At 61.1% G+C, this 19,577-nt stretch carries 20 protein-coding genes; 14 read left to right on the top strand and 6 right to left on the bottom strand.

Annotation, left to right across the window (positions count from 1 at the left end; all coding sequences use genetic code 11):
* Positions 1 to 99: 99 nt before the first annotated feature.
* The gene (locus V6607_RS31245) at positions 100 to 852 is read right to left on the bottom strand and encodes a DUF2059 domain-containing protein (RefSeq protein ID WP_008438922.1); all 753 of its coding nucleotides are present in this window, start codon (positions 850 to 852) and stop codon (positions 100 to 102) included.
* 131 nt (positions 853 to 983) lie between these two features.
* Here V6607_RS31245 and V6607_RS31240 point away from each other — a divergent pair, with 131 nt between their 5' ends.
* Together V6607_RS31240 and V6607_RS31235 are read left to right on the top strand one after the other, a co-directional pair.
* The gene (locus tag V6607_RS31240) at positions 984 to 1,616 is read left to right on the top strand and encodes a 2OG-Fe(II) oxygenase (protein WP_003213854.1); all 633 of its coding nucleotides are present in this window, start codon (positions 984 to 986) and stop codon (positions 1,614 to 1,616) included.
* Positions 1,617 to 1,618: 2 nt separating this feature from the next.
* The gene (locus tag V6607_RS31235) at positions 1,619 to 2,113 is read left to right on the top strand and encodes a DUF523 domain-containing protein (RefSeq protein ID WP_063033885.1); all 495 of its coding nucleotides are present in this window, start codon (positions 1,619 to 1,621) and stop codon (positions 2,111 to 2,113) included.
* Between the two features lie 110 nt (positions 2,114 to 2,223).
* Here V6607_RS31235 and V6607_RS31230 read toward each other — a convergent pair whose 3' ends face one another.
* Positions 2,224 to 3,003 carry a transporter substrate-binding domain-containing protein gene (locus tag V6607_RS31230; RefSeq protein ID WP_087693266.1) on the bottom strand — a complete coding sequence of 260 codons (780 nt, stop codon included), beginning with the start codon at positions 3,001 to 3,003 and terminating at the stop codon, positions 2,224 to 2,226.
* A gap of 134 nt (positions 3,004 to 3,137) precedes the next feature.
* Between V6607_RS31230 and V6607_RS31225 the strand changes: the two genes are divergently transcribed.
* On the top strand, positions 3,138 to 3,578 hold the full coding sequence (locus V6607_RS31225; RefSeq protein ID WP_003213848.1) for a DUF4399 domain-containing protein: 441 nt from the start codon (positions 3,138 to 3,140) through the stop codon (positions 3,576 to 3,578).
* A gap of 61 nt (positions 3,579 to 3,639) precedes the next feature.
* Here the strand turns inward: V6607_RS31225 and serA are convergent, their stop codons facing one another.
* The gene (gene serA, locus V6607_RS31220) at positions 3,640 to 4,869 is read right to left on the bottom strand and encodes a phosphoglycerate dehydrogenase (protein WP_003213846.1); all 1,230 of its coding nucleotides are present in this window, start codon (positions 4,867 to 4,869) and stop codon (positions 3,640 to 3,642) included.
* A gap of 204 nt (positions 4,870 to 5,073) precedes the next feature.
* Between serA and V6607_RS31215 the strand changes: the two genes are divergently transcribed.
* The 4 genes from V6607_RS31215 (at position 5,074) to V6607_RS31200 (ending at position 9,364) form a co-directional block, all read left to right on the top strand.
* Positions 5,074 to 6,468 (top strand): FAD-binding oxidoreductase, encoded by a 1,395-nt coding sequence (locus V6607_RS31215; protein ID WP_003213844.1) that lies wholly within the window; start codon positions 5,074 to 5,076, stop codon positions 6,466 to 6,468.
* 22 nt (positions 6,469 to 6,490) lie between these two features.
* The gene (locus V6607_RS31210; protein WP_003213842.1) at positions 6,491 to 7,156 is read left to right on the top strand and encodes a fumarylacetoacetate hydrolase family protein; all 666 of its coding nucleotides are present in this window, start codon (positions 6,491 to 6,493) and stop codon (positions 7,154 to 7,156) included.
* A 246-nt stretch (positions 7,157 to 7,402) separates the two neighbouring features.
* Positions 7,403 to 8,332 carry an SdiA-regulated domain-containing protein gene (locus V6607_RS31205; protein WP_134327490.1) on the top strand — a complete coding sequence of 310 codons (930 nt, stop codon included), beginning with the start codon at positions 7,403 to 7,405 and terminating at the stop codon, positions 8,330 to 8,332.
* Positions 8,333 to 8,449: 117 nt separating this feature from the next.
* Entirely contained in the window at positions 8,450 to 9,364 is a 915-nt protein-coding gene (locus V6607_RS31200) for an SdiA-regulated domain-containing protein (protein WP_003213837.1), read from the top strand.
* A 118-nt stretch (positions 9,365 to 9,482) separates the two neighbouring features.
* Here the strand turns inward: V6607_RS31200 and rpiA are convergent, their stop codons facing one another.
* Positions 9,483 to 10,154, bottom strand: coding sequence for a ribose-5-phosphate isomerase RpiA (rpiA, locus tag V6607_RS31195; protein ID WP_008438935.1), 672 nt, complete (start codon positions 10,152 to 10,154; stop codon positions 9,483 to 9,485).
* 136 nt (positions 10,155 to 10,290) lie between these two features.
* Here rpiA and ilvA point away from each other — a divergent pair, with 136 nt between their 5' ends.
* Complete coding sequence (ilvA, locus tag V6607_RS31190; RefSeq protein WP_003213834.1) at positions 10,291 to 11,805, top strand: threonine ammonia-lyase, biosynthetic; 1,515 nt, start codon at positions 10,291 to 10,293, stop codon at positions 11,803 to 11,805.
* A 40-nt stretch (positions 11,806 to 11,845) separates the two neighbouring features.
* Positions 11,846 to 12,259 (top strand): DUF2269 family protein, encoded by a 414-nt coding sequence (locus tag V6607_RS31185; protein ID WP_008438937.1) that lies wholly within the window; start codon positions 11,846 to 11,848, stop codon positions 12,257 to 12,259.
* A 112-nt stretch (positions 12,260 to 12,371) separates the two neighbouring features.
* Here V6607_RS31185 and V6607_RS31180 read toward each other — a convergent pair whose 3' ends face one another.
* The gene (locus V6607_RS31180) at positions 12,372 to 13,028 is read right to left on the bottom strand and encodes an HAD family hydrolase (protein ID WP_134327489.1); all 657 of its coding nucleotides are present in this window, start codon (positions 13,026 to 13,028) and stop codon (positions 12,372 to 12,374) included.
* A gap of 143 nt (positions 13,029 to 13,171) precedes the next feature.
* On the opposite strand from V6607_RS31180, the gene V6607_RS31175 reads away from it, so the two are divergent.
* Both V6607_RS31175 and ptsP read left to right on the top strand, forming a co-directional pair.
* On the top strand, positions 13,172 to 13,651 hold the full coding sequence (locus V6607_RS31175; protein ID WP_003176750.1) for an RNA pyrophosphohydrolase: 480 nt from the start codon (positions 13,172 to 13,174) through the stop codon (positions 13,649 to 13,651).
* Positions 13,652 to 13,673: 22 nt separating this feature from the next.
* Positions 13,674 to 15,953, top strand: coding sequence for a phosphoenolpyruvate--protein phosphotransferase (ptsP, locus tag V6607_RS31170; protein ID WP_003213828.1), 2,280 nt, complete (start codon positions 13,674 to 13,676; stop codon positions 15,951 to 15,953).
* 137 nt (positions 15,954 to 16,090) lie between these two features.
* Here ptsP and V6607_RS31165 read toward each other — a convergent pair whose 3' ends face one another.
* Positions 16,091 to 16,837: an NRDE family protein gene (locus tag V6607_RS31165; RefSeq protein ID WP_134327488.1), complete on the bottom strand. Its 747-nt coding sequence runs from the start codon at positions 16,835 to 16,837 to the stop codon at positions 16,091 to 16,093.
* Between the two features lie 89 nt (positions 16,838 to 16,926).
* Between V6607_RS31165 and V6607_RS31160 the strand changes: the two genes are divergently transcribed.
* The 3 genes from V6607_RS31160 (at position 16,927) to V6607_RS31150 (ending at position 19,473) form a co-directional block, all read left to right on the top strand.
* Entirely contained in the window at positions 16,927 to 17,709 is a 783-nt protein-coding gene (locus V6607_RS31160; protein WP_134327487.1) for a sulfite exporter TauE/SafE family protein, read from the top strand.
* A gap of 66 nt (positions 17,710 to 17,775) precedes the next feature.
* On the top strand, positions 17,776 to 18,588 hold the full coding sequence (lgt, locus tag V6607_RS31155; RefSeq protein ID WP_003213823.1) for a prolipoprotein diacylglyceryl transferase: 813 nt from the start codon (positions 17,776 to 17,778) through the stop codon (positions 18,586 to 18,588).
* A 51-nt stretch (positions 18,589 to 18,639) separates the two neighbouring features.
* The gene (locus V6607_RS31150) at positions 18,640 to 19,473 is read left to right on the top strand and encodes a thymidylate synthase (RefSeq protein WP_003213821.1); all 834 of its coding nucleotides are present in this window, start codon (positions 18,640 to 18,642) and stop codon (positions 19,471 to 19,473) included.
* Positions 19,474 to 19,577 lie beyond the last annotated feature (104 nt).

The following is a 19,577-nucleotide window of genomic DNA, read 5'->3' as shown; positions in this document are numbered from 1 at the left end:
TCCAAATGTGGGAGCGGGCTTGCTCGCGAAGGCGGTCGATCAGTTAGCATAACCAGTGACTGGCACACCGTCTTCGCGAGCAAGCCCGCTCCCACAGGGTTACTGCGCCAGGCTCGAGGTGCTTTGGCCGACCGCCAGCCCGGCGCGAATCGCCGCCAGTGCCGCCTTGTAGTACGCCTTGCCCTCCGGCGACTCCGCGAACGTCGCGAACTCTTCCAGCTCCGGGTCGGACAAATCCCGGTAGACGTACAACAGCGTGTTGTTCAGATCGTTGCCGATCTGCTGCATCAGGCGCTCACGCTGGCCGTTCAACATGCCCTGCGCCTGGCCTCCGCCCAACAGCCCGGGGATCATCTGGCTCAAGCTGTCGGCCGCCACGCCGGCAATCGCCAGGCTGACTTCAGCCCCGGCTTCCCGCGCAGGCAAGGCCTGGGCCAGGTGGCCGATGATCAGGCTGCGGGTGGCATCGGCTTCCATGTGCGGCAAGCCCTGGGCGTTCTTCGCCAGTTGATCGCGGCGGGTGGCCAGCAACTCGGCGGCGACAATCTTGCGGCCCAGCGGCGACTGGAAGAAGGCCAGTGCCGGCTTAGGGTCCGCCAAATTCTTGCGCAGTTGCGCTTCGGCGCGCTGGTCTACCGACTGGGGCGCGAAGCGTTTATTGCTGTTGTCCACCAGCGCCTGATACACCGCCGGCGGCAGGCTGTTGCGGTAGCGTTGCTGGGCGGCACTGAGGGCGTCATTAAAATGCGCGCGCTGGTCTGCCCAGCCGGCGACCTTGTACAACTGGTCATGGCTGTCTGCCCAGGCGGGCAAAACGCAGAACATCAGCAAGGAAAAAAACAAACGACGCATATGGACTCCTGTCAGTCGGCCACTATTGTCCGTGTCGGGCGTAGGATTTGTCGAGAAATCCTATCGGTCACCTGACTAAAGTGTATTCAGACGCTCGGCGGCTCTGTCGGATTCACAGGCGTATGGATACTATGCGCGCCATGCCCATACCCTCCGATCACCCGCTGCTGTTACGCATTGTCGATGACCTGGCCGCACAAGGCTGGTCGCAGCAGAATATCTTCCTGCCCGAGGCTCTGACCCTCGAACTGGCGGCTGAGTGCCAAAAACGCGCCGCCGAAGGTGAATTGGCGCCCGCGGCGGTCGGACGGGGGCCTTCCCAGGAGATTCGCGAGGGCATCCGGGGTGACCATATCCAGTGGCTGGAGCCGGGCGAGGTGGTGGCCTGCGATAACTACCTGGAGCTGATGGACAGCCTGCGGGTGGCGATGAACCGTGGCCTGTTCCTGGGCCTGGAAGACTTCGAAAGCCACTTCGCGATGTACCCGCCGGGGGCGTTTTACCTCAAGCATGTGGACCGTTTTCGCGATGACGACCGGCGCATGGTGTCGGCAGTGATCTACTTGAACAACGCCTGGCTGCCGGAACATGGCGGCCAGTTGCGCATGTACCTCAAGGGCGACGTCGAATACGATGTGGTGCCCACCGGCGGTTGCCTGGTGGTATTCCTGTCGGGGGAAATCCCCCATGAAGTCATGCCCGCCACCCGCGAACGCCTGTCCCTCACCGGCTGGTTTCGCCGGCGGGGCAACGAGCCGTTTTGATGATGCAAAAGATTCTGGTCAGCCGCTGCCTGCTGGGGCACCGGGTACGCTACGACGGAGGGGCCAGCGGGCCTTTCGATCAATTGGCCGCGTGGCAGGCCGAAGGCCGGGTGGTTGCCGTGTGCCCGGAAGTGGCGGGTGGCTTGCCGACGCCACGGCCGTCTGCCGAAATCCCGGGCGGGCAGGGGATTGACGTGTGGGAAGGCCGCGCCCAGGTGCTGACGGCCCAGGGGGAAGACTTCAGCGAAGCCTTCCTCGATGGCGCCCGCCAGGCATTGGCGCTGGTACAGCGTCACAATATCCGCGTCGCCGTACTCAAGGCCAACAGCCCGTCGTGCGGCAATTTGCTGACCTATGACGGTACCTTCACCGGCGTGAAGGTCACGGGCGAAGGCGTGACGGCGGCCTTGCTCAAGCGCCATGGGGTGCTGGTGTTCAGTGAGCTGGAATTGCCCGAAGCGGCAGCGGCCCTGGCAAAATGCTCAAGCCCGACATAGATCAACATGTGGGAGCGGGCTTGCTCGCGAAAGCGCAGTGTCAGTCACCCGATGCTCAAGCCGAGCCACCGCATTCGCGAGCAAGCCCGCTCCCACATTGACCGAGTCGTTTATTCGGCCTTTTTCACCGGCTTGCTCGCATCCATCCCGAACCACTTCTCCGACAACGCCGTCAGCCGGCCATCGGCCTTAATCCGTTGCAGAGCCTTGTCCAGGCTGGCCTTGAACGCCGGGTTACCCTTCTGGAACGGAATCGCCAGGCTCAGCGTCGGGCCGACGTCTGCGCCTTCCTTCACCGGCAGCTGGCTGTCGCGAATCGCGTAGGGAATCAGCAGCCGATCACTGATGGCGGCATCGATCTGTTGATCGGCAACGTCCTTGATCGGCTGCCTGGCATCGGCATAGCTGCGCAAATCAACGCCCTCGGCGGTGCGCGCCTGCTCGACAAACTGGCTGCCCTGGGCCACGCCCAACGCCTTGCCCTTGAGCGCCGCAAAGCTGCCCAACGGGCGCTGTTCCTGCTTGCGCACGATCAGCTGTGCGCTGGAGTAGCTGTAGGGCTCGCTGAAGTCGAAACGATCCGCCAGTTCAGGAGTCATAGCGATATGGTTGATGGCCACGTCGTACTTGGCGCTTTCCACGCCGGGCAGCAACTCGGCGGCATCGACGGTGATAAAGGAGGGGCGTACGTCCATTTCCTTGGCCAGCAACTCACCCAGCTCCACTTCAAAACCGGTGAGTTTGTCGCCTTCCTTGAAGTTGAAGGGCGGGGTGTTGGCTTCCATTGCGATGCGCAGTTCCCCGCGGTCAAATACATCGTCGATCAGTTCGGCATGGGCCAAGGGACTTGCAAGGGGCAGTAAAAGTAACAGGCCAGGCAGGAAACGCATGGTCGCTCCTAAAGAATTCGAATGAGCGAAGCGTTGTTCAGGCTCGCTTTGCTATGGTGTTGAATGCCTTGGACAGCAATTTGTTGCGAAGTTGTCATAACCCTACAGATTTCCCGGAAAAACTGGAGAAGTGAATGAAAGCCTTTTTGACCCGTGCAACCCTGGCCAGCCTATTGCTGGGCGCTTCGATGCTGGCGACCGCTGCTGATGGCATCCCGCGCAGCGCTCCACCAGAAGGTGCCAAAGTGTTCATCGTGTCGCCCAAAGATGGCGCCACCGTCGATAAAACCTTCACCGTGAAATTCGGCATGGAAGGCCTGAAACTGGCTCCGGCCACCAGTCAGGATCCGGGCACCGGCCACCACCACCTGCTGATCGACCAGAAAGAATTGCCGGATGCCAGCGTGCCGATCCCGGCCACCGATACCGTGATCCACTACGGCAAGGCACAGACCGAAACCGAGCTGACCCTCACCCCAGGCAAGCACACGCTGCAACTGGTAGCCGGCGACAAACTGCACATGCAGTTCAACCCGACTGTAGCCTCGAAAGTCATCACGGTTAACGTCAAGTAAGATTTGTTCAGACAAAAAAAGGGAGACCCGAGGGTCTCCCTTTTTTATGCGCGTTTAGCGATTAGAACAACACGCGGCTACGGATAGTGCCGTTGATGTGTTGCAGCTTCTCTTGCGCCAGGTCCGAATACTCGGCGTCTACGTCGATAACCACGTAGCCGACTTTCTCGTTGGTCTGCAGGAACTGACCGGAAATGTTGATGCCGTTTTCCGCGAAGACCTTGTTGATCTCCATCATCACGCCAGGGATGTTCTGGTGGATGTGCAGCAGACGGTGCTTGCCAGGGTGCGCCGGCAGAGCCACTTCCGGGAAGTTGACCGAGGACACCGACGTACCGTTGTCGCTGTACTTGACCAGTTTCTCCGACACTTCCAGGCCGATGTTGGCTTGGGCTTCAGCGGTGGAGCCGCCGATGTGCGGGGTCAGGATCACGTTGTCCAGGCCACGCAGCGGGCTTTCGAAGATGTCGTCGTTAGAGCGCGGCTCAACCGGGAACACGTCGATGGCGGCGCCGATCAGGTGCTTGTCCTTGATCGCGTCGGCCAGGGCGTCCAGCTCGACCACGGTGCCGCGTGCAGCGTTGATCAGGATCCCGCCCTTCTTGATGGCGCGGATTTCCTTCTCGCCGATCATCCACTGGGTCTCAGCGGTTTCCGGTACGTGCAGGGTCACGATGTCGGACATGCCCAGCAGCTCGGTCAGGCTCGACACCTGGGTGGCGTTACCCAATGGCAGCTTGGTCAGGGTGTCGTAGAAGAACACCTGCATGCCCAGGCCTTCGGCCAATACCGACAGTTGAGTACCGATCGAACCGTAACCGACGATACCCAGCTTCTTGCCGCGGATTTCGAAGGAGTTGGCTGCGCTCTTGATCCAGCCGCCACGGTGGCAGGAAGCGTTCTTCTCGGGAATACCGCGCAGCAACAGGATCGCCTCGGCCAATACCAGCTCAGCAACGGAGCGGGTGTTGGAGTACGGTGCGTTGAACACCGCGATGCCGCGCTCGCGCGCTGCGTTGAGGTCGACCTGGTTGGTGCCGATGCAGAAACAGCCGACAGCTACCAACTTCTTGGCGTGATCGAAGATCTCTTCGGTCAGCTGAGTGCGGGAGCGAATGCCGATAAAGTGCGCGTCGGCGATCTTTTCCTTGAGCTGGGCTTCCGGCAGAGAACTGGTGATGTACTCAATGCTGGTGTACCCGGCGGCCTTCAGGACTTCGACGGCCGATGGGTGGACGCCTTCCAGAAGAAGGAACTTGATCTTGCTCTTATCGAGAGAAGTCTTGCTCATCTGCGTAAACCTGTATCCCGGAGAAAAATGGCAGGGAATCGGATCACGTAAGCTGACCCGGACGGCAGGAAAGCCGTCACCGCAGAACGCCCTTGGGCACTATCCTGCGGGGGCGGTATGCTAGCATACGTGCCCCGCTAAACACCCATTCCTGCGACGTGAAGCGTTCTCAGGATGACCATGAATTGTTCGAGAGTTCTGTCGATGACCCATCCTGCCCTGATTGATGAGCTGAAGACCCTGGTTGAGCCTGGCAAGGTCCTGACCGATGCTGACTCCCTTGAGGCTTATGGCAAGGACTGGACCAAGCATTTTGCGCCGGCCCCGGTGGCCATCGTCTTCCCGAAGACCACCGAGCAGGTGCAGGCCATCGTCCGTTGGGCCAATGAGCACAAGGTCGCGCTGGTGCCGTCCGGTGGTCGTACCGGCCTGTCGGCCGCTGCCGTCGCTGCGAATGGCGAAGTGGTTGTGTCGTTCGACTATATGAACCAGATTCTCGACGTGAACCTCACCGACCGCACCGCCGTGTGCCAGCCGGGTGTGGTCACCAAGCAATTGCAGAACGTCGCCGAAGAAAAAGGCCTGTACTACCCGGTGGATTTCGCCTCGTCGGGTTCCAGCCAGATTGGCGGCAATATCGGCACCAATGCCGGCGGGATCAAGGTCATTCGCTACGGCATGACCCGTAACTGGGTCGCCGGTATGAAAGTCGTCACCGGCAAGGGCGACCTGCTGGAACTGAACAAAGACCTGATCAAGAACGCCACCGGCTACGACATGCGCCAGCTGTTCATCGGCGCTGAAGGCACCCTGGGCTTTGTGGTCGAAGCGACCATGCGCCTGGACCGGGCGCCGAAAAACCTTACCGCGATGGTGCTCGGCACCACCGACTTCGACTCGATCATGCCGGTGCTGCACGCCTTCCAGAGCAAGCTGGACCTGACCGCCTTCGAATTCTTTTCCGACAAGGCCCTGGCCAAAGTCCTCGGTCGTGGCGACGTGCCGGCGCCGTTCGAATCCGACTGCCCGTTCTACGCGCTGCTGGAATTTGAAGCGACCACCGAAGAAGTGGCCAACGATGCCCTGGCCACGTTCGAACACTGCGTCGAGCAGGGCTGGGTGCTGGACGGCGTGATGAGCCAGAGCGAAACCCAACTGCACAACCTGTGGAAGCTGCGCGAGTACATCTCCGAGACCATCTCCCACTGGACGCCGTACAAGAACGACATTTCGGTGACTGTGTCGAAAGTGCCAGCCTTCCTGAAGGAAATCGACGCGATTGTCGGCGAACACTACCCGGACTTCGAAATCGTCTGGTTCGGCCACATCGGCGACGGCAACCTGCACCTGAACATTCTCAAGCCGGAAAACCTGAGCAAGGACGAGTTCTTCGCCAAGTGCGCCACCGTCAACAAGTGGGTGTTCGAGACCGTGCAGAAGTACAACGGCTCGATCTCCGCCGAACACGGCGTGGGCATGACCAAGCGCGATTACCTGACCTACAGCCGTTCGCCGGTTGAAATTGAATACATGAAGGCAGTGAAAGCGGTGTTCGACCCGAACGGGATCATGAACCCGGGCAAGATTTTCGCTGTTTAACAGTCCCTGAAGGAGTCGGTCCATGAGCTACCAGCACAAGTATGTCGACGGCACCAATATTCACTTTCCCCTGGGGAAGGTGGTGTGCATCGGGCGTAACTACGCCGAACACGCCAAGGAACTGGATAACCCGGTACCGACCGAGCCGCTGCTGTTTATCAAGCCCGGCAGTTGCGTAGTGGCACTGGAAGGCGGTTTTGCCATCCCTACCGAGCGCGGTTCGGTGCATTACGAAGCGGAAATCGCGGTGTTGATCGGCAAGCCGTTGTCGGCCAAACCGAGCCGCGAGGAAGTGCTGGACGCCATCTCCGGCTTCGCCCCGGCCCTGGACCTGACCCTGCGGGACAAACAGGCCGAGCTGAAAGCCAAGGGCTTGCCGTGGGAAATCGCCAAGTCGTTTGATGGCGCGGCAGTGATTGCCCCGTTCGTGGTCGGCAGCACTTTCCCGGATGTGACGGATATCGGCATCCGCCTGACCATCAACGGCGAAGTGCGCCAGGACGGCAACAGCGCGATCATGCTCAACCCGATCATCCCGATGATCCAGTACATGGCCGGCTGCTTCTCGTTGCAGGCCGGGGATGTGATCCTCACCGGTACGCCGGCAGGCGTGGGCCCGCTGAATGTGGGTGACGAGCTGGTGCTGGAATTGCCGGGTGTGAGCCGCTTCGAAAGCAGCGTTCGCTGAATACCTGGCGAAACGCGGTCAAAAATGTGGGAGCGGGCTTGCTCGCGAAAGCGGTGTATCAGTGACAGATTCAGTGACTGATACTCCGCATTCGCGAGCAAGCCCGCTCCCACATTTGATCTGTGTACTGCCACCCAATCGGGTTTTTGCATTTTTTTCACACCCCATCCGGATAATCCTCAGCCTCCTGCGCGCGGACCTTGTGATCCTGTGCTATCCCCTAAAGCTGACTTTCTGGAAAGCGTAATGGCCGTGCCTCTCCCATCCGTAAAACCCACGTTTCGTTCACGCCTTGCCATGCGCTGGTATTCCTGGCTGTTCCTCGCCGGCGCGATCATTTACGGCGTGGCCTGGGCGATGCACTGGGACGACCGCGGCGTGCTGTGGGTGGCGGAGGGCTTCGAAACCCCGGCCGAGCGCCTGGAAAGCGTCTGGCTCCCGGACTACCACGCGGTGATCGACGCCAAGCTGCTGCCTGGCATGGAGAAGGACGAAGCCTCGGACCTCACCTACAACCCGCTGACCAAGACCCTGTTCTCGGTGATGGGCAAGAACCCGTTCCTGGTTGAACTGACCCTGCAAGGCGACGTGCTGCGCAAGATGCCGCTCAACGGCTGGAACAACCCGGAAGGCGTGACCATGATGGAAAACGGCCTGATGGCCGTGGTCGATGAGCGCCAGCACAGCCTGACCATCGTCAAGGTCGACCCGCAGACCCAGCAGTTGAACAAAGCCGACTTCCCGTCCTATGACCTGGGCCCGTCCAAGGACCAGAACAAAGCCTTTGAGGCGGTGACCTGGGACAAGCGCAACCAACAGCTGATCCTCGGCGAAGAACGCCCACCGGCCCTGTTCACCTGGAAAAGCGACGGCAGCCAGACCCTCTCCGGCGCCAAGCAAAAGCTCGCCAGCACTGAACTGGACATGCGCAACCTGTCGGCGCTGACCGTCGACCCGCGTACCGGCCACCTGCTGGCGCTGTCGGCGGACTCCCATCTGTTGCTGGAACTGGACGAGAAGGGCGAGCAGGTCAGCTTCATGACCTTGCTGGGTGGCTTCAATGGCTTGAAAAAGACCATCCCGCGTGCCGAAGGCGTGACGATGGATGAGAACGGCACGCTGTACATGGTCAGCGAGCCGAACCTGTTCTATCGCTTCGAGAAGCAGGCGCAGTAGTTCGATTACGTCAGATTTCTCTCTATCTGCGGCATCCGCCAGACACCCGGGGCGTTTAAGTTTAAATTCAGGCGACCGTGATATTCATTCGCCAGTTTTTACTCTGAGCCCCGCCCGATGCGTCGACTTGCCCGCCCCAAACCTGCTTTTTTTATCCTGATCCTGATCGCCCTGGTGGCGTGCGGTGTGGTTGCCCAGCAATTGCGCCTGTTTGAGCGTGCCTGGTTCAACTGGCAATCCTGGCGCAATCCCGCCGGGGAGCACTCCATTGGCCTTGGGGATTACCGGGTGGCCCTGGAGGCGCAGGTGATCGACGGCCTCAACGATGATGTCTCGGCACTGACCTTTGATCCGGTGCGCAACAGCCTGTTTACCGTGACCAACAAGAACGCTGAGCTGGTCGAACTGTCCCTGGACGGCAAAATCCTGCGGCGCATTGCGCTGGTGGGGTTTGGCGATGCCGAGGCCGTGGAGTACATCAGCGACAACACCTACGTGATCAGCGACGAACGCCAGCAGCGGCTGATCAAGGTCCACGTGGATGACGACACCCAATTCCTCGATGCCGCCGACGCCGAGCAAATGACCCTCGGCGTGCACCTGGGCGGCAACAAGGGCTTCGAAGGCCTGGCCTATGACTCGGTGGGCAAGCGCCTGTTTGTGGCCAAGGAACGCGACCCGATGCTGATCTACGAGGTCCACGGCTTTCCGCATTTCAAACCGGAAAAAACCTACTCGGTGCACGTGATCAACAACCCCAAGCGCGATGCCGGGTTGTTTGTGCGCGACCTGTCGAGCCTGCAATACGACGAGCGCAGCGGTCATCTGCTGGCGCTGTCGGATGAGTCATTTTTGGTGCTGGAACTGGATATCGACGGTCGCCCCCTGAGCAGCCTGTCGCTGCTCAAGGGGCGCCATGGCCTGAAGCAGCGCGTGCCTCAGGCCGAGGGGATCGCCATGGACAACGACGGCACGTTGTACATGGTCAGTGAGCCCAATCTTTTCTATGTATTCAAAAAAACCAAGTCTTGAGTCATGTGCAGAACAAATGTGGGAGCGGGCTTGCTCGCGAATGCGGTGTATCAGGCGCCATATTCAGTGACTGACACTGCGCATTCGCGAGCAAGCCCGCTCCCACACGGGTTTTGCATTACGCCTTAAGCGTTTTTACGCCTTCCGGGGTGCCCAGCAGCAGTACGTCAGCCGGACGGGCCGCAAACAAACCGTTGGTGACGACGCCGACGATCGCGTTGATCTGGCGCTCCAGTTCCACCGGGTTGGTGATCTGCATGTTGAACACGTCGATGATGATGTTGCCGTTGTCGGTCAGCACACCTTCGCGGTACACCGGGTCGCCGCCCAGTTTCACCAGCTCGCGGGCCACGTGGCTGCGGGCCATCGGGATCACTTCCACCGGCAGCGGGAACGCGCCGAGTACCGGCACCAGTTTGCTGGCGTCGGCAATGCAGATGAAGGTCTTGGCCACGGCCGCGACGATCTTCTCGCGGGTCAGGGCTGCGCCGCCGCCCTTGATCAGGTTCAGGTGTGCGTCGCTTTCATCGGCGCCGTCGACGTAGAACTCCAGGTCGCTGACGGTGTTCAGCTCGTACACCGGAATACCGTGGCCCTTGAGCCGCGCAGCGGTGGCTTCGGAGCTGGCAACCGCGCCGTCGAACGCGCCCTTGTGCAGGGCCAGCGCATCGATAAAGCAATTGGCGGTGGAACCGGTGCCGACACCGACGATGCTTTTATCGTCGAGTTTAGGAAGGATTAAATCGACGGCGGCCTGGGCCACTGCCTGTTTGAGTTGATCCTGGGTCATGCGGGCTCCGGAACGGGCGGGGAGTAAAGAGGGGCGCGAGTATAACCCAACAAAACCTCGGTTTTCGTGTGGTCGCCCGGCCAAACGCTGGGTTAGACTCCTTGGCCCTGCCCAACCCGCCCAGTGATGCTTTCCGATGCTTGAACAGTACGTCAAAAAGATCCTCACCTCGCGCGTTTACGACGTTGCCGTAGAAACCCCGCTGCAGACCGCCCGCCAGCTCTCCGAGCGGCTTGGCAACAAGGTCTGGCTCAAGCGCGAAGACTTGCAGCCGGTGTTCTCGTTCAAGATTCGCGGTGCCTATAACAAGCTGACCCAACTGAGCGCCGAAGAACGGGCGCGCGGCGTAGTCACCGCTTCGGCGGGCAACCATGCCCAGGGCCTGGCCCTGGCGGCCAAGGTGCTGGGGGTCAAGGCCACCATCGTGATGCCCAAGACCACCCCCGAGATCAAGGTCGAAGGCGTGCGTTCCCGTGGCGGCAAAGTGGTGCTGCACGGGGATTCTTTCCCGGAAGCCCTGGCGTATTCGCTGAAGCTGGTCGACGAAAAAGGCTACGTCTACATTCACCCCTACGATGATCCGCACACCATTGCCGGGCAGGGCACCGTGGCAATGGAGATCCTGCGCCAGCACCCGGGGCCGCTGGACGCGATTTTCGTCCCGGTGGGCGGCGGCGGCCTGATTGCCGGTATCGCGGCCTACGTGAAATACCTGCGGCCCGAGATCAAGATCATCGGCGTCGAGCCGGACGACTCCAACTGCCTGCAAGCCGCCATGGCGGCGGGCGAGCGCGTGGTACTGCCGACCGTGGGCATCTTCGCCGACGGCGTGGCGGTGGCACAGATCGGCCAGCACACCTTCGACATCTGCAAGGATTACGTGGATGAAGTGATTACCGTCAGCACCGATGAAATCTGCGCGGCGATCAAGGACATCTACGACGACACCCGCTCCATCACGGAGCCGGCTGGCGCCCTGGGCGTGGCGGGTATCAAGAAATACGTCGAGACCCGTGGCATCACCGGGCAAACCCTGGTGGCCATCGATTCCGGGGCCAACGTCAACTTCGACCGCCTGCGCCATGTGGCCGAGCGCGCCGAGCTGGGGGAAGGCCGCGAAGCCATCATTGCCGTGACCATCCCCGAGAAACCGGGCAGCTTCAAGGCCTTTTGCGAAGCCGTGGGCAAGCGCCAGATTACCGAATTCAACTACCGCTACCACTCAGGCCGCGAGGCGCACATCTTTGTCGGCGTGCAGACCCACCCGGAAAACGACCCGCGCAGCGCGCTGATCGCCAGCCTCACCAGCCAGGGTTTCCCGGTGCTGGACCTGACGGAAAACGAACTGGCCAAGCTGCACATCCGCCATATGGTCGGCGGCCATGCGGCGCACGTCAGCGACGAGGTGGTGTTCCGCTTCGAGTTCCCGGAACGTCCGGGGGCACTGTTCAACTTCCTTAACAAATTGGGCGGGCGCTGGAACATCTCGATGTTCCACTATCGCAACCACGGCGCCGCCGATGGGCGCGTGGTGGCGGGCCTGCAAGTACCGGCGGACGAGCGTCACCTGGTGCCGGCGGCGCTGGAGGCCATTGGCTACCCGTACTGGGATGAAAGTGATAACCCGGCCTACCAGCTGTTCCTCGGTTGAGCGACTACGCTGACTGGGCGGCCTTCAAGGAATCGAGAACATGGAAACGCTGACCACCCTTAAAGTTATCCACATCGCGGCCACGGTGTTGCTGCTGCTCAGCGGCCTCGCCCTGGCAGTGCTGGCCTGGCGCAAACGCAGCGCGGGGCCGGCCCATACCGTGCAGCGGCCGTGGGTGTTTGTGTGGTTGTTGATGGGCATTTGCGTGGTGAGCATGCCGTTCACCGGCTGGTGGCTGGCGCACCTGATCGGCTGGCCGCTGGGGCAAACCTGGATCCTGGGTTCCAGCGTGATCTACACCGTGGCGGCGCTGAGCTGGTTCTGGCTGGTGGTGCGGCTTAATCGGCTGCGGCTGGGCGGGGCGGGGAGTTTGAACTTTACCGTGGCGCTGGCGGTGGTGAGCCTGGTGGGGTTTGTGGCGATTGCCGGGTTGATGGGTGCCAAGCCGGTTTAAGGCTTGAGACCGAGTTGCCTCCATTCGCGAGCAAGCCCGCTCCCACATTTGACTGCATTCCAAAGGTGGAACTCGAGCAAATGTGGGAGCGGGCTTGCTCGCGAAAGCTTTATCAGCTGCGCAGGCTAATCACCGGCCAACCACGCTTCTCAGCCTCAGCCCGCAGATTCGGATCCGGATCCACCGCCACCGCATGCGTAACTTGCTCCAGCAGCGGCAGGTCATTCATCGAGTCGCTATAGAAGTAGCTGTCCTCTAGGTTATACCCGGTCTCTTCCAGCCAGCGATTCAAGCGCGTCACCTTGCCCTCGCGAAAGCACGGGATATCCGTACTGCGCCCGGTGTAGCGGCCATCCTGCATCTCGCATTCCGTCGCAATCAGGGTTTCAACTCCCAGCCGCTCGGCAATCGGCGCCGTCACAAAACGGTTGGTCGCGGTGATGATCACCAGCTTGTCGCCCGCCGCCCGGTGCTTGGCCAGCAACTCAACCGCCTTGGGCAACATGATCGGCTCGATGCAGTCGCGCATGTAGTCGCGATGCCATTCATCCAGCTGGGCCATCTCGGTGCGGCCGAGGATTTCCAGGCAGAAATTCAGGTACTCGGCGTTATCCAGCTTGCCGGCCAGGTAGTCCTGGTAGAACTCGTCGTTGCGGGCCTTGTAGGCCACGGCGTCGAGAATCCCGCGTTCACAGAGGTAATCGCCCCAGGCGTGATCGCTGTCACCCCCCAAAAGCGTGTTGTCCAAGTCGAATAAAGCCAGGCGCATTGCAGTTACTCGCTGAAAAGTCTGTAAAAAGGCGTCCAGAATACGGTCTTTTCACAAGAGTGCACATAAGGTAAGCAGCCTCGTTGCCGCTGTATCAATCTTTGTGGAACAATGCGGTGACATGCGTTTGCGAGGTTGTTGCCGTGATCGACCCCGATGGTTTCCGTCCTAATGTCGGGATTATTCTTACGAATGATGCCGGACAGGTGCTATGGGCTCGCCGTATCAACCAAGATGCCTGGCAGTTTCCTCAAGGCGGAATCAACCCCGACGAAACCCCTGAAGACGCCTTGTACCGTGAGTTGAACGAAGAAGTAGGCCTTGAACGTGAAGATGTGCAAATTCTGGCCTGCACCCGAGGCTGGTTGCGCTATCGTTTGCCGCAACGTCTGGTGCGTACCCACAGCCAACCGCTGTGCATCGGCCAGAAACAGAAATGGTTTCTCCTGCGCCTGATCTCCAACGAGCAGCGGGTGCGGATGGATTTGACCGGTAAACCGGAGTTCGATGGCTGGCGCTGGGTCAGTTATTGGTATCCGTTGGGCCAGGTGGTGACATTCAAGCGCGAGGTTTATCGTCGCGCTCTTAAAGAGCTTGCCCCGCGCCTTTTAGCGCGCGACTGACGACGGAGTTCGACCCCGAGCCATGCTCAATACGCTGCGCAAGATCGTCCAGGAAGTTAACTCCGCCAAGGATCTCAAGGCGGCGTTGGGGATTATTGTGTTGCGCGTCAAGGAAGCCATGGGCAGCCAGGTCTGCTCGGTTTACCTGCTGGACCCCGAGACCAACCGTTTTGTCCTGATGGCCACCGAGGGCTTGAACAAGCGCTCCATCGGCAAGGTCAGCATGGCGCCCAATGAAGGTCTGGTGGGCCTGGTGGGGACGCGTGAAGAACCCCTGAACCTCGAAAACGCGGCCGATCACCCGCGTTATCGCTACTTTGCCGAAACCGGTGAAGAGCGCTACGCCTCGTTCCTCGGTGCGCCGATCATTCACCACCGCCGCGTTGTCGGCGTGTTGGTCATCCAGCAGAAAGAACGCCGCCAGTTCGACGAAGGTGAAGAAGCCTTCCTTGTGACCATGAGCGCGCAGCTCGCCGGGGTTATCGCCCACGCCGAGGCCACCGGTTCGATTCGCGGCCTTGGGCGCCAGGGCAAGGGCATCCAGGAAGCCAAGTTCGTCGGCGTGCCGGGTTCGCCGGGTGCTGCTGTCGGTACCGCCGTGGTCATGCTGCCGCCCGCCGACCTGGACGTGGTGCCGGACAAGACCGTCACCGACATCGACGCTGAAATCATCCTGTTCAAGACCGCCCTCGAAGGCGTGCGCAATGACATGCGCACCCTCTCGACCAAGCTGGCCACCCAGCTGCGGCCTGAAGAGCGGGCGTTGTTCGACGTGTACCTGATGATGCTCGACGACGCGTCCCTGGGCAGCGAAGTCAAGGACGTGATCAAGACCGGCCAGTGGGCCCAGGGCGCGCTGCGCCAGGTGGTCACCGATCACGTCAACCGTTTTGAATTGATGGACGACGCCTACCTGCGCGAGCGCGCCTCGGACGTGAAGGACCTCGGTCGCCGTCTGCTGGCCTACCTGCAGGAAGAGCGCTCGACCACGTTGGTGTACCCCGACAACACCATCCTGATCAGTGAAGAGCTGACCGCCACCATGCTCGGCGAAGTGCCGGAAGGCAAACTGGTGGGCCTGGTCTCGGTACTGGGTTCGGGCAACTCCCACGTCGCGATCCTGGCTCGGGCCATGGGCATTCCGACGGTGATGGGCCTGGTGGACCTGCCGTATTCCAAGGTCGACGGCATCGAAATGATCGTCGACGGCTACCACGGCGAGGTCTACACCAACCCCAGCGAAGTGCTGCGCAAGCAATACGCCGAAGTGGTGGAAGAAGAACGCCAGCTGTCCCAGGGCCTCGACGCCCTGCGGGAACTGCCCTGCGTGACCCTCGACGGCCACCGCGTACCGCTGCTGGTCAACACCGGCCTGCTGGCGGACGTGGCACGTGCACAACAGCGCGGCGCCGAAGGGGTGGGCCTGTACCGCACCGAAGTGCCGTTCATGATCAACCAGCGTTTTCCGAGTGAGAAGGAGCAGCTGGCGATTTATCGCGAGCAATTGTCCGCCTTCCATCCGTTACCGGTGACCATGCGCAGCCTGGACATTGGCGGCGACAAGTCACTGTCGTATTTCCCCATCAAGGAAGACAACCCCTTCCTTGGCTGGCGCGGTATTCGCGTTACCCTCGACCATCCTGAAATCTTCCTCGTCCAGACCCGCGCGATGCTCAAGGCCAGCGAAGGCCTGAACAACCTGCGCATCCTGCTCCCGATGATCTCCGGCACCCACGAGCTGGAAGAAGCCCTGCACCTGATCCACCGGGCCTGGGGCGAAGTGCGCGACGAAGGCGCCGACGTGCCGATGCCGCCGATTGGCGTGATGATCGAGATTCCGGCGGCGGTGTACCAGGCCAAGGAGCTGGCGCGGCAGGTGGACTTCCTGTCGGTGGGCTCCAACGACCTGACCCAGTACCTGCTGGCCGTGGACCGCAACAACCCGCGGGTGGCCGACCTCTACGACTACCTGCACCCGGCGGTGCTGCAAGCCTTGCAGAACGTGGTGCGCGATGCCCATGCCGAAGGCAAGCAGGTGAGTATCTGCGGCGAGATGGCCGGTGACCCGGCGGCGGCTGTGCTGTTGATGGCGATGGGCTTTGACAGCCTGTCGATGAACGCCACCAACTTGCCGAAGGTGAAATGGATGCTGCGCCAGATCAACCTGAGCCGGGCCAAGGAGCTGCTGGCGGAGTTGATGACTATCGACAACCCGCAAGTTATCCACAGCTCGCTGCAATTGGCGCTGAAGAACCTTGGGTTGGCGCGGATGATCAACCCGGCGTCTGCAAAGAGCCTCTAACCGGATTTCAGAGCCTGTCCCCAATCGAAATGTGGGAGCGGGCTTGCTCGCGAAAGCGGTGCATCAGTCAGCTTATGTATTGGCTGACACGCCGCCTTCGCGAGCAAGCCCGCTCCCACATTTGGTTTGCGTGAGGTTCAGATTTTGAGTTCAACTTCACCCAACTGTCCGCCATAGGGCCCAAAACTGCGCTCCACGATATGCCGCGTCCCGTCGGCATTCACAATCAGCGCCGTGCTCGCCCGCGTCCCATAACTGGGGCTGGCAATAAACACACTCGACAGCAAACTCTCCGTCGCCAAGCCCACGCCGGTGTCCGGCAAGTCAGCAAACGGCGCGGTCTGCGGGTCGCTCAAAATCCCCAGCAAGGCTTCAGGCTGCGGATCGTCCAGCACTTCTGTCAGCGCCGCCTTGGCCTTCAACAACTTCGGCCACGGCGTATCCAGCCCTGCATTGGATAACCCATAAACCCCCGCCACCAATGGTGTCGGCGCAGATTCCTTGGCGTTGTAATGCCAAAGCTCGTCCCGCGTCCCGACCAGCAGGTTAAACCCGGCATATTCAATCGATCTGCCATTAACGTCGGCCAAATAGTCGTCAATCGTCAGCGAACCGCTGAGAAAGCGCGCCACCAACTCACCCCGCGACTTGCGCGCCGGCGGCTGGTGCGGGTCACGGATATTGGTCAGCGCCGCAAAGCGCCCGTCTGCGCCAACTCCCAGCCAGGTCCCGCCCGCTTCCTGGTCCCTGCCCGCGTAAACATGGGGCGCATCCAGCCACTGGGCCAACGGCAAACTGGGCCGGGCATAAAATTCATCACGGTTGGCCGCGACGATCAGCGGCTGGGCGTGGCCCGGCCGCCAGGCGAAAACAATCAGGCACATAAGGCGATCCCTTTGTGTTTTGCCCACTCTACCCATAGAACCCTGTGCTTTGCATCCGTTAACATGCCGGTCTGTTTTCGGGGGCTCCCATGGAATTTCTGCTGTATTTGCTGCTGGGATCCTGCGCGGGCATGCTCGCCGGGCTGTTCGGCGTGGGCGGCGGCATCATTATTGTGCCGGTGCTGGTGTTCAGCTTCACCTTGCAGGGCTTCGATCCCGCGGTGCTGACCCACCTCGCTGTCGGCACGTCCCTGGCGTCTATTATCTTCACGTCGGTGAATGCGGTGCGTGAGCATCATCGGCGCGGCGCCGTGCGCTGGCCGATCTTCGTATGGATGGCCGTGGGTATCCTGCTGGGTGCGGGCGTTGGCGCGCTGACCGCCGAGGCGATCTCCGGGCCGCATCTACAGAAGATCATCGGTGTGTTCGCCCTGGTGATCGCCGTGCAGATGACCCTGGAGCTCAAGCCCAAGGCCAGCCGCCAGGTGCCGGGCAAGCTCGGCCTGACCCTGGCGGGCGGCGTGATCGGCTGGTCGTCGGCGATTTTCGGCACCGGCGGCGGTTCGTTGACCGTGCCGTTCCTGACCTGGCGCAGCGTGCCGATGCAGCAGGCAGTGGCCACTTCGTCGGCCTGCGGCTTGCCGATCGCCCTGGCCAGTGCGTTAAGTTTCATGATTCTGGGCTGGCATGATCCGCTGCTGCCCGAGCATAGTCTCGGCTTTGTGTACTTGCCGGCGCTGCTGGGCATCGCCCTGACCAGTATGGTGGCGGCCCGTTTCGGTGCGCGCCTGGCGCATCGGTTGTCGCCGCGCTTGCTCAAGCGGCTGTTCGCCGGGCTGCTGTTTTGCGTAGGGCTGAATTTTTTGCTGTAACGCAGGCTTAATCGCGCACCGGCATGGTCCGATGCGCCATGACTATTGATTTAACGAGGAGTCGCAATGCTGCCTTACCCGCAGATCAACCCGGTGGCCGTGGCCATCGGTCCGCTGCAAATCCATTGGTACGGGTTGATGTACCTGATCGGCATCGGCGGTGCCTGGCTGCTGGCTTCCCGGCGCCTGAACCGTTTCGACCCGACCTGGACCAAGGAGAAGCTCTCCGACATGGTGTTCTGGATGTCGATGGGGGTCATCGTCGGCGGACGCCTGGGGTATGTGCTGTTCTACGACCTGCCAGCCTACATCGCCAACCCGACGCTGATCTTCGAGGTGTGGAAGGGCGGCATGGCGTTCCACGGCGGGTTTGTGGGGGTGATGATCGCCGCCTGGTGGTTTGGCCGGCGTAACGGTAAGTCGTTCTTCCAGCTGATGGACTTCGTCGCGCCGTTCGTGCCGATTGGCCTGGGTGCCGGGCGCATCGGTAACTTCATCAACGCCGAGCTGTGGGGCAAGCCGACTGACGTGCCGTGGGCCATGGTGTTCCCGCCGTTCAGCGACCCGGCGCAATTGCCGCGCCACCCCTCGCAGCTGTACCAGTTCGCCCTGGAAGGCGTGGCGCTGTTCCTGATCCTCTACATCTTCTCGCGCAAGCCACGCCCAACCATGGCCGTTTCGGGGATGTTCGCGTTGTTCTACGGGATCTTCCGCTTTATCGTCGAGTTCGTGCGGGTGCCGGATGCGCAGCTGGGCTACCTGGCGTGGGGCTGGGTGACCATGGGTCAGATTCTCAGCCTGCCGATGATCATCGCCGGCCTGGGCCTGCTGTGGTGGGCTTACAATCGCCCGCAAGGCATCAAGAACACCGCGCTTTAAATTCGAACGCCGGGGCCCGAGGGTCCCGGCTTCAACGATACAGGTATACACATGAAGCAATATCTCGAACTACTGAACGATGTCGTGACCAATGGCCTGACCAAGGGCGACCGCACCGGCACCGGCACCAAGGCCGTGTTTGCCCGTCAGTTTCGGCATAGCTTGGCCGACGGCTTCCCGCTGCTGACCACCAAGAAGCTTCACTTCAAAAGCATCGCCAACGAATTGATCTGGATGTTGAGTGGCAACACCAACATCAAGTGGCTGAACGAAAATGGCGTGCGTATCTGGGACGAATGGGCCACCGAAGACGGCGACCTGGGCCCGGTGTACGGCGAGCAGTGGACCGCCTGGCCCACCAAGGACGGCGGCAAGATCAACCAGATCGACTACATGGTCGAGACGCTGAAGACCAACCCCAACAGCCGCCGCATCCTGTTTCACGGCTGGAACGTCGAGTACCTGCCGGACGAGACCAAAAGCCCGCAGCAGAACGCCCGGGACGGCAAGCAAGCGCTGCCACCTTGCCACCTGCTGTACCAGGCGTTTGTGCATGACGGTCATCTGTCGATGCAGTTGTACATCCGCAGCTCAGATGTATTCCTCGGCCTGCCGTACAACACCGCGGCCCTGGCGTTGCTCACCCATATGCTGGCCCAGCAGTGCGACCTGATCCCTCACGAGATCATCGTCACCACGGGCGACACCCACGCCTACAGCAACCACATGGAACAGATCCAGACCCAGCTGGCGCGCACGCCGAAGAAGCTGCCGGAACTGGTGATCAAGCGCAAACCCGCGTCGATCTACGATTACAAATTCGAAGATTTTGAAATCGTGGGCTATGACGCTGATCCAAGCATCAAGGCCGATGTCGCGATCTAAAAGCGATCTCGGTCCAAATGTGGGAGCGGGCTTGCTCGCGAATACGGTGTATCAGAAACACATTCAGTGGCTGACACTCCGCTTTCGCGAGCAAGCCCGCTCCC

It is taken from the genome of Pseudomonas sp. KK18 (assembly GCF_037094675.1).
In the GTDB taxonomy this organism is placed as follows: domain Bacteria; phylum Pseudomonadota; class Gammaproteobacteria; order Pseudomonadales; family Pseudomonadaceae; genus Aquipseudomonas.
This window is presented reverse-complemented; position numbering and strand designations above follow the sequence as displayed.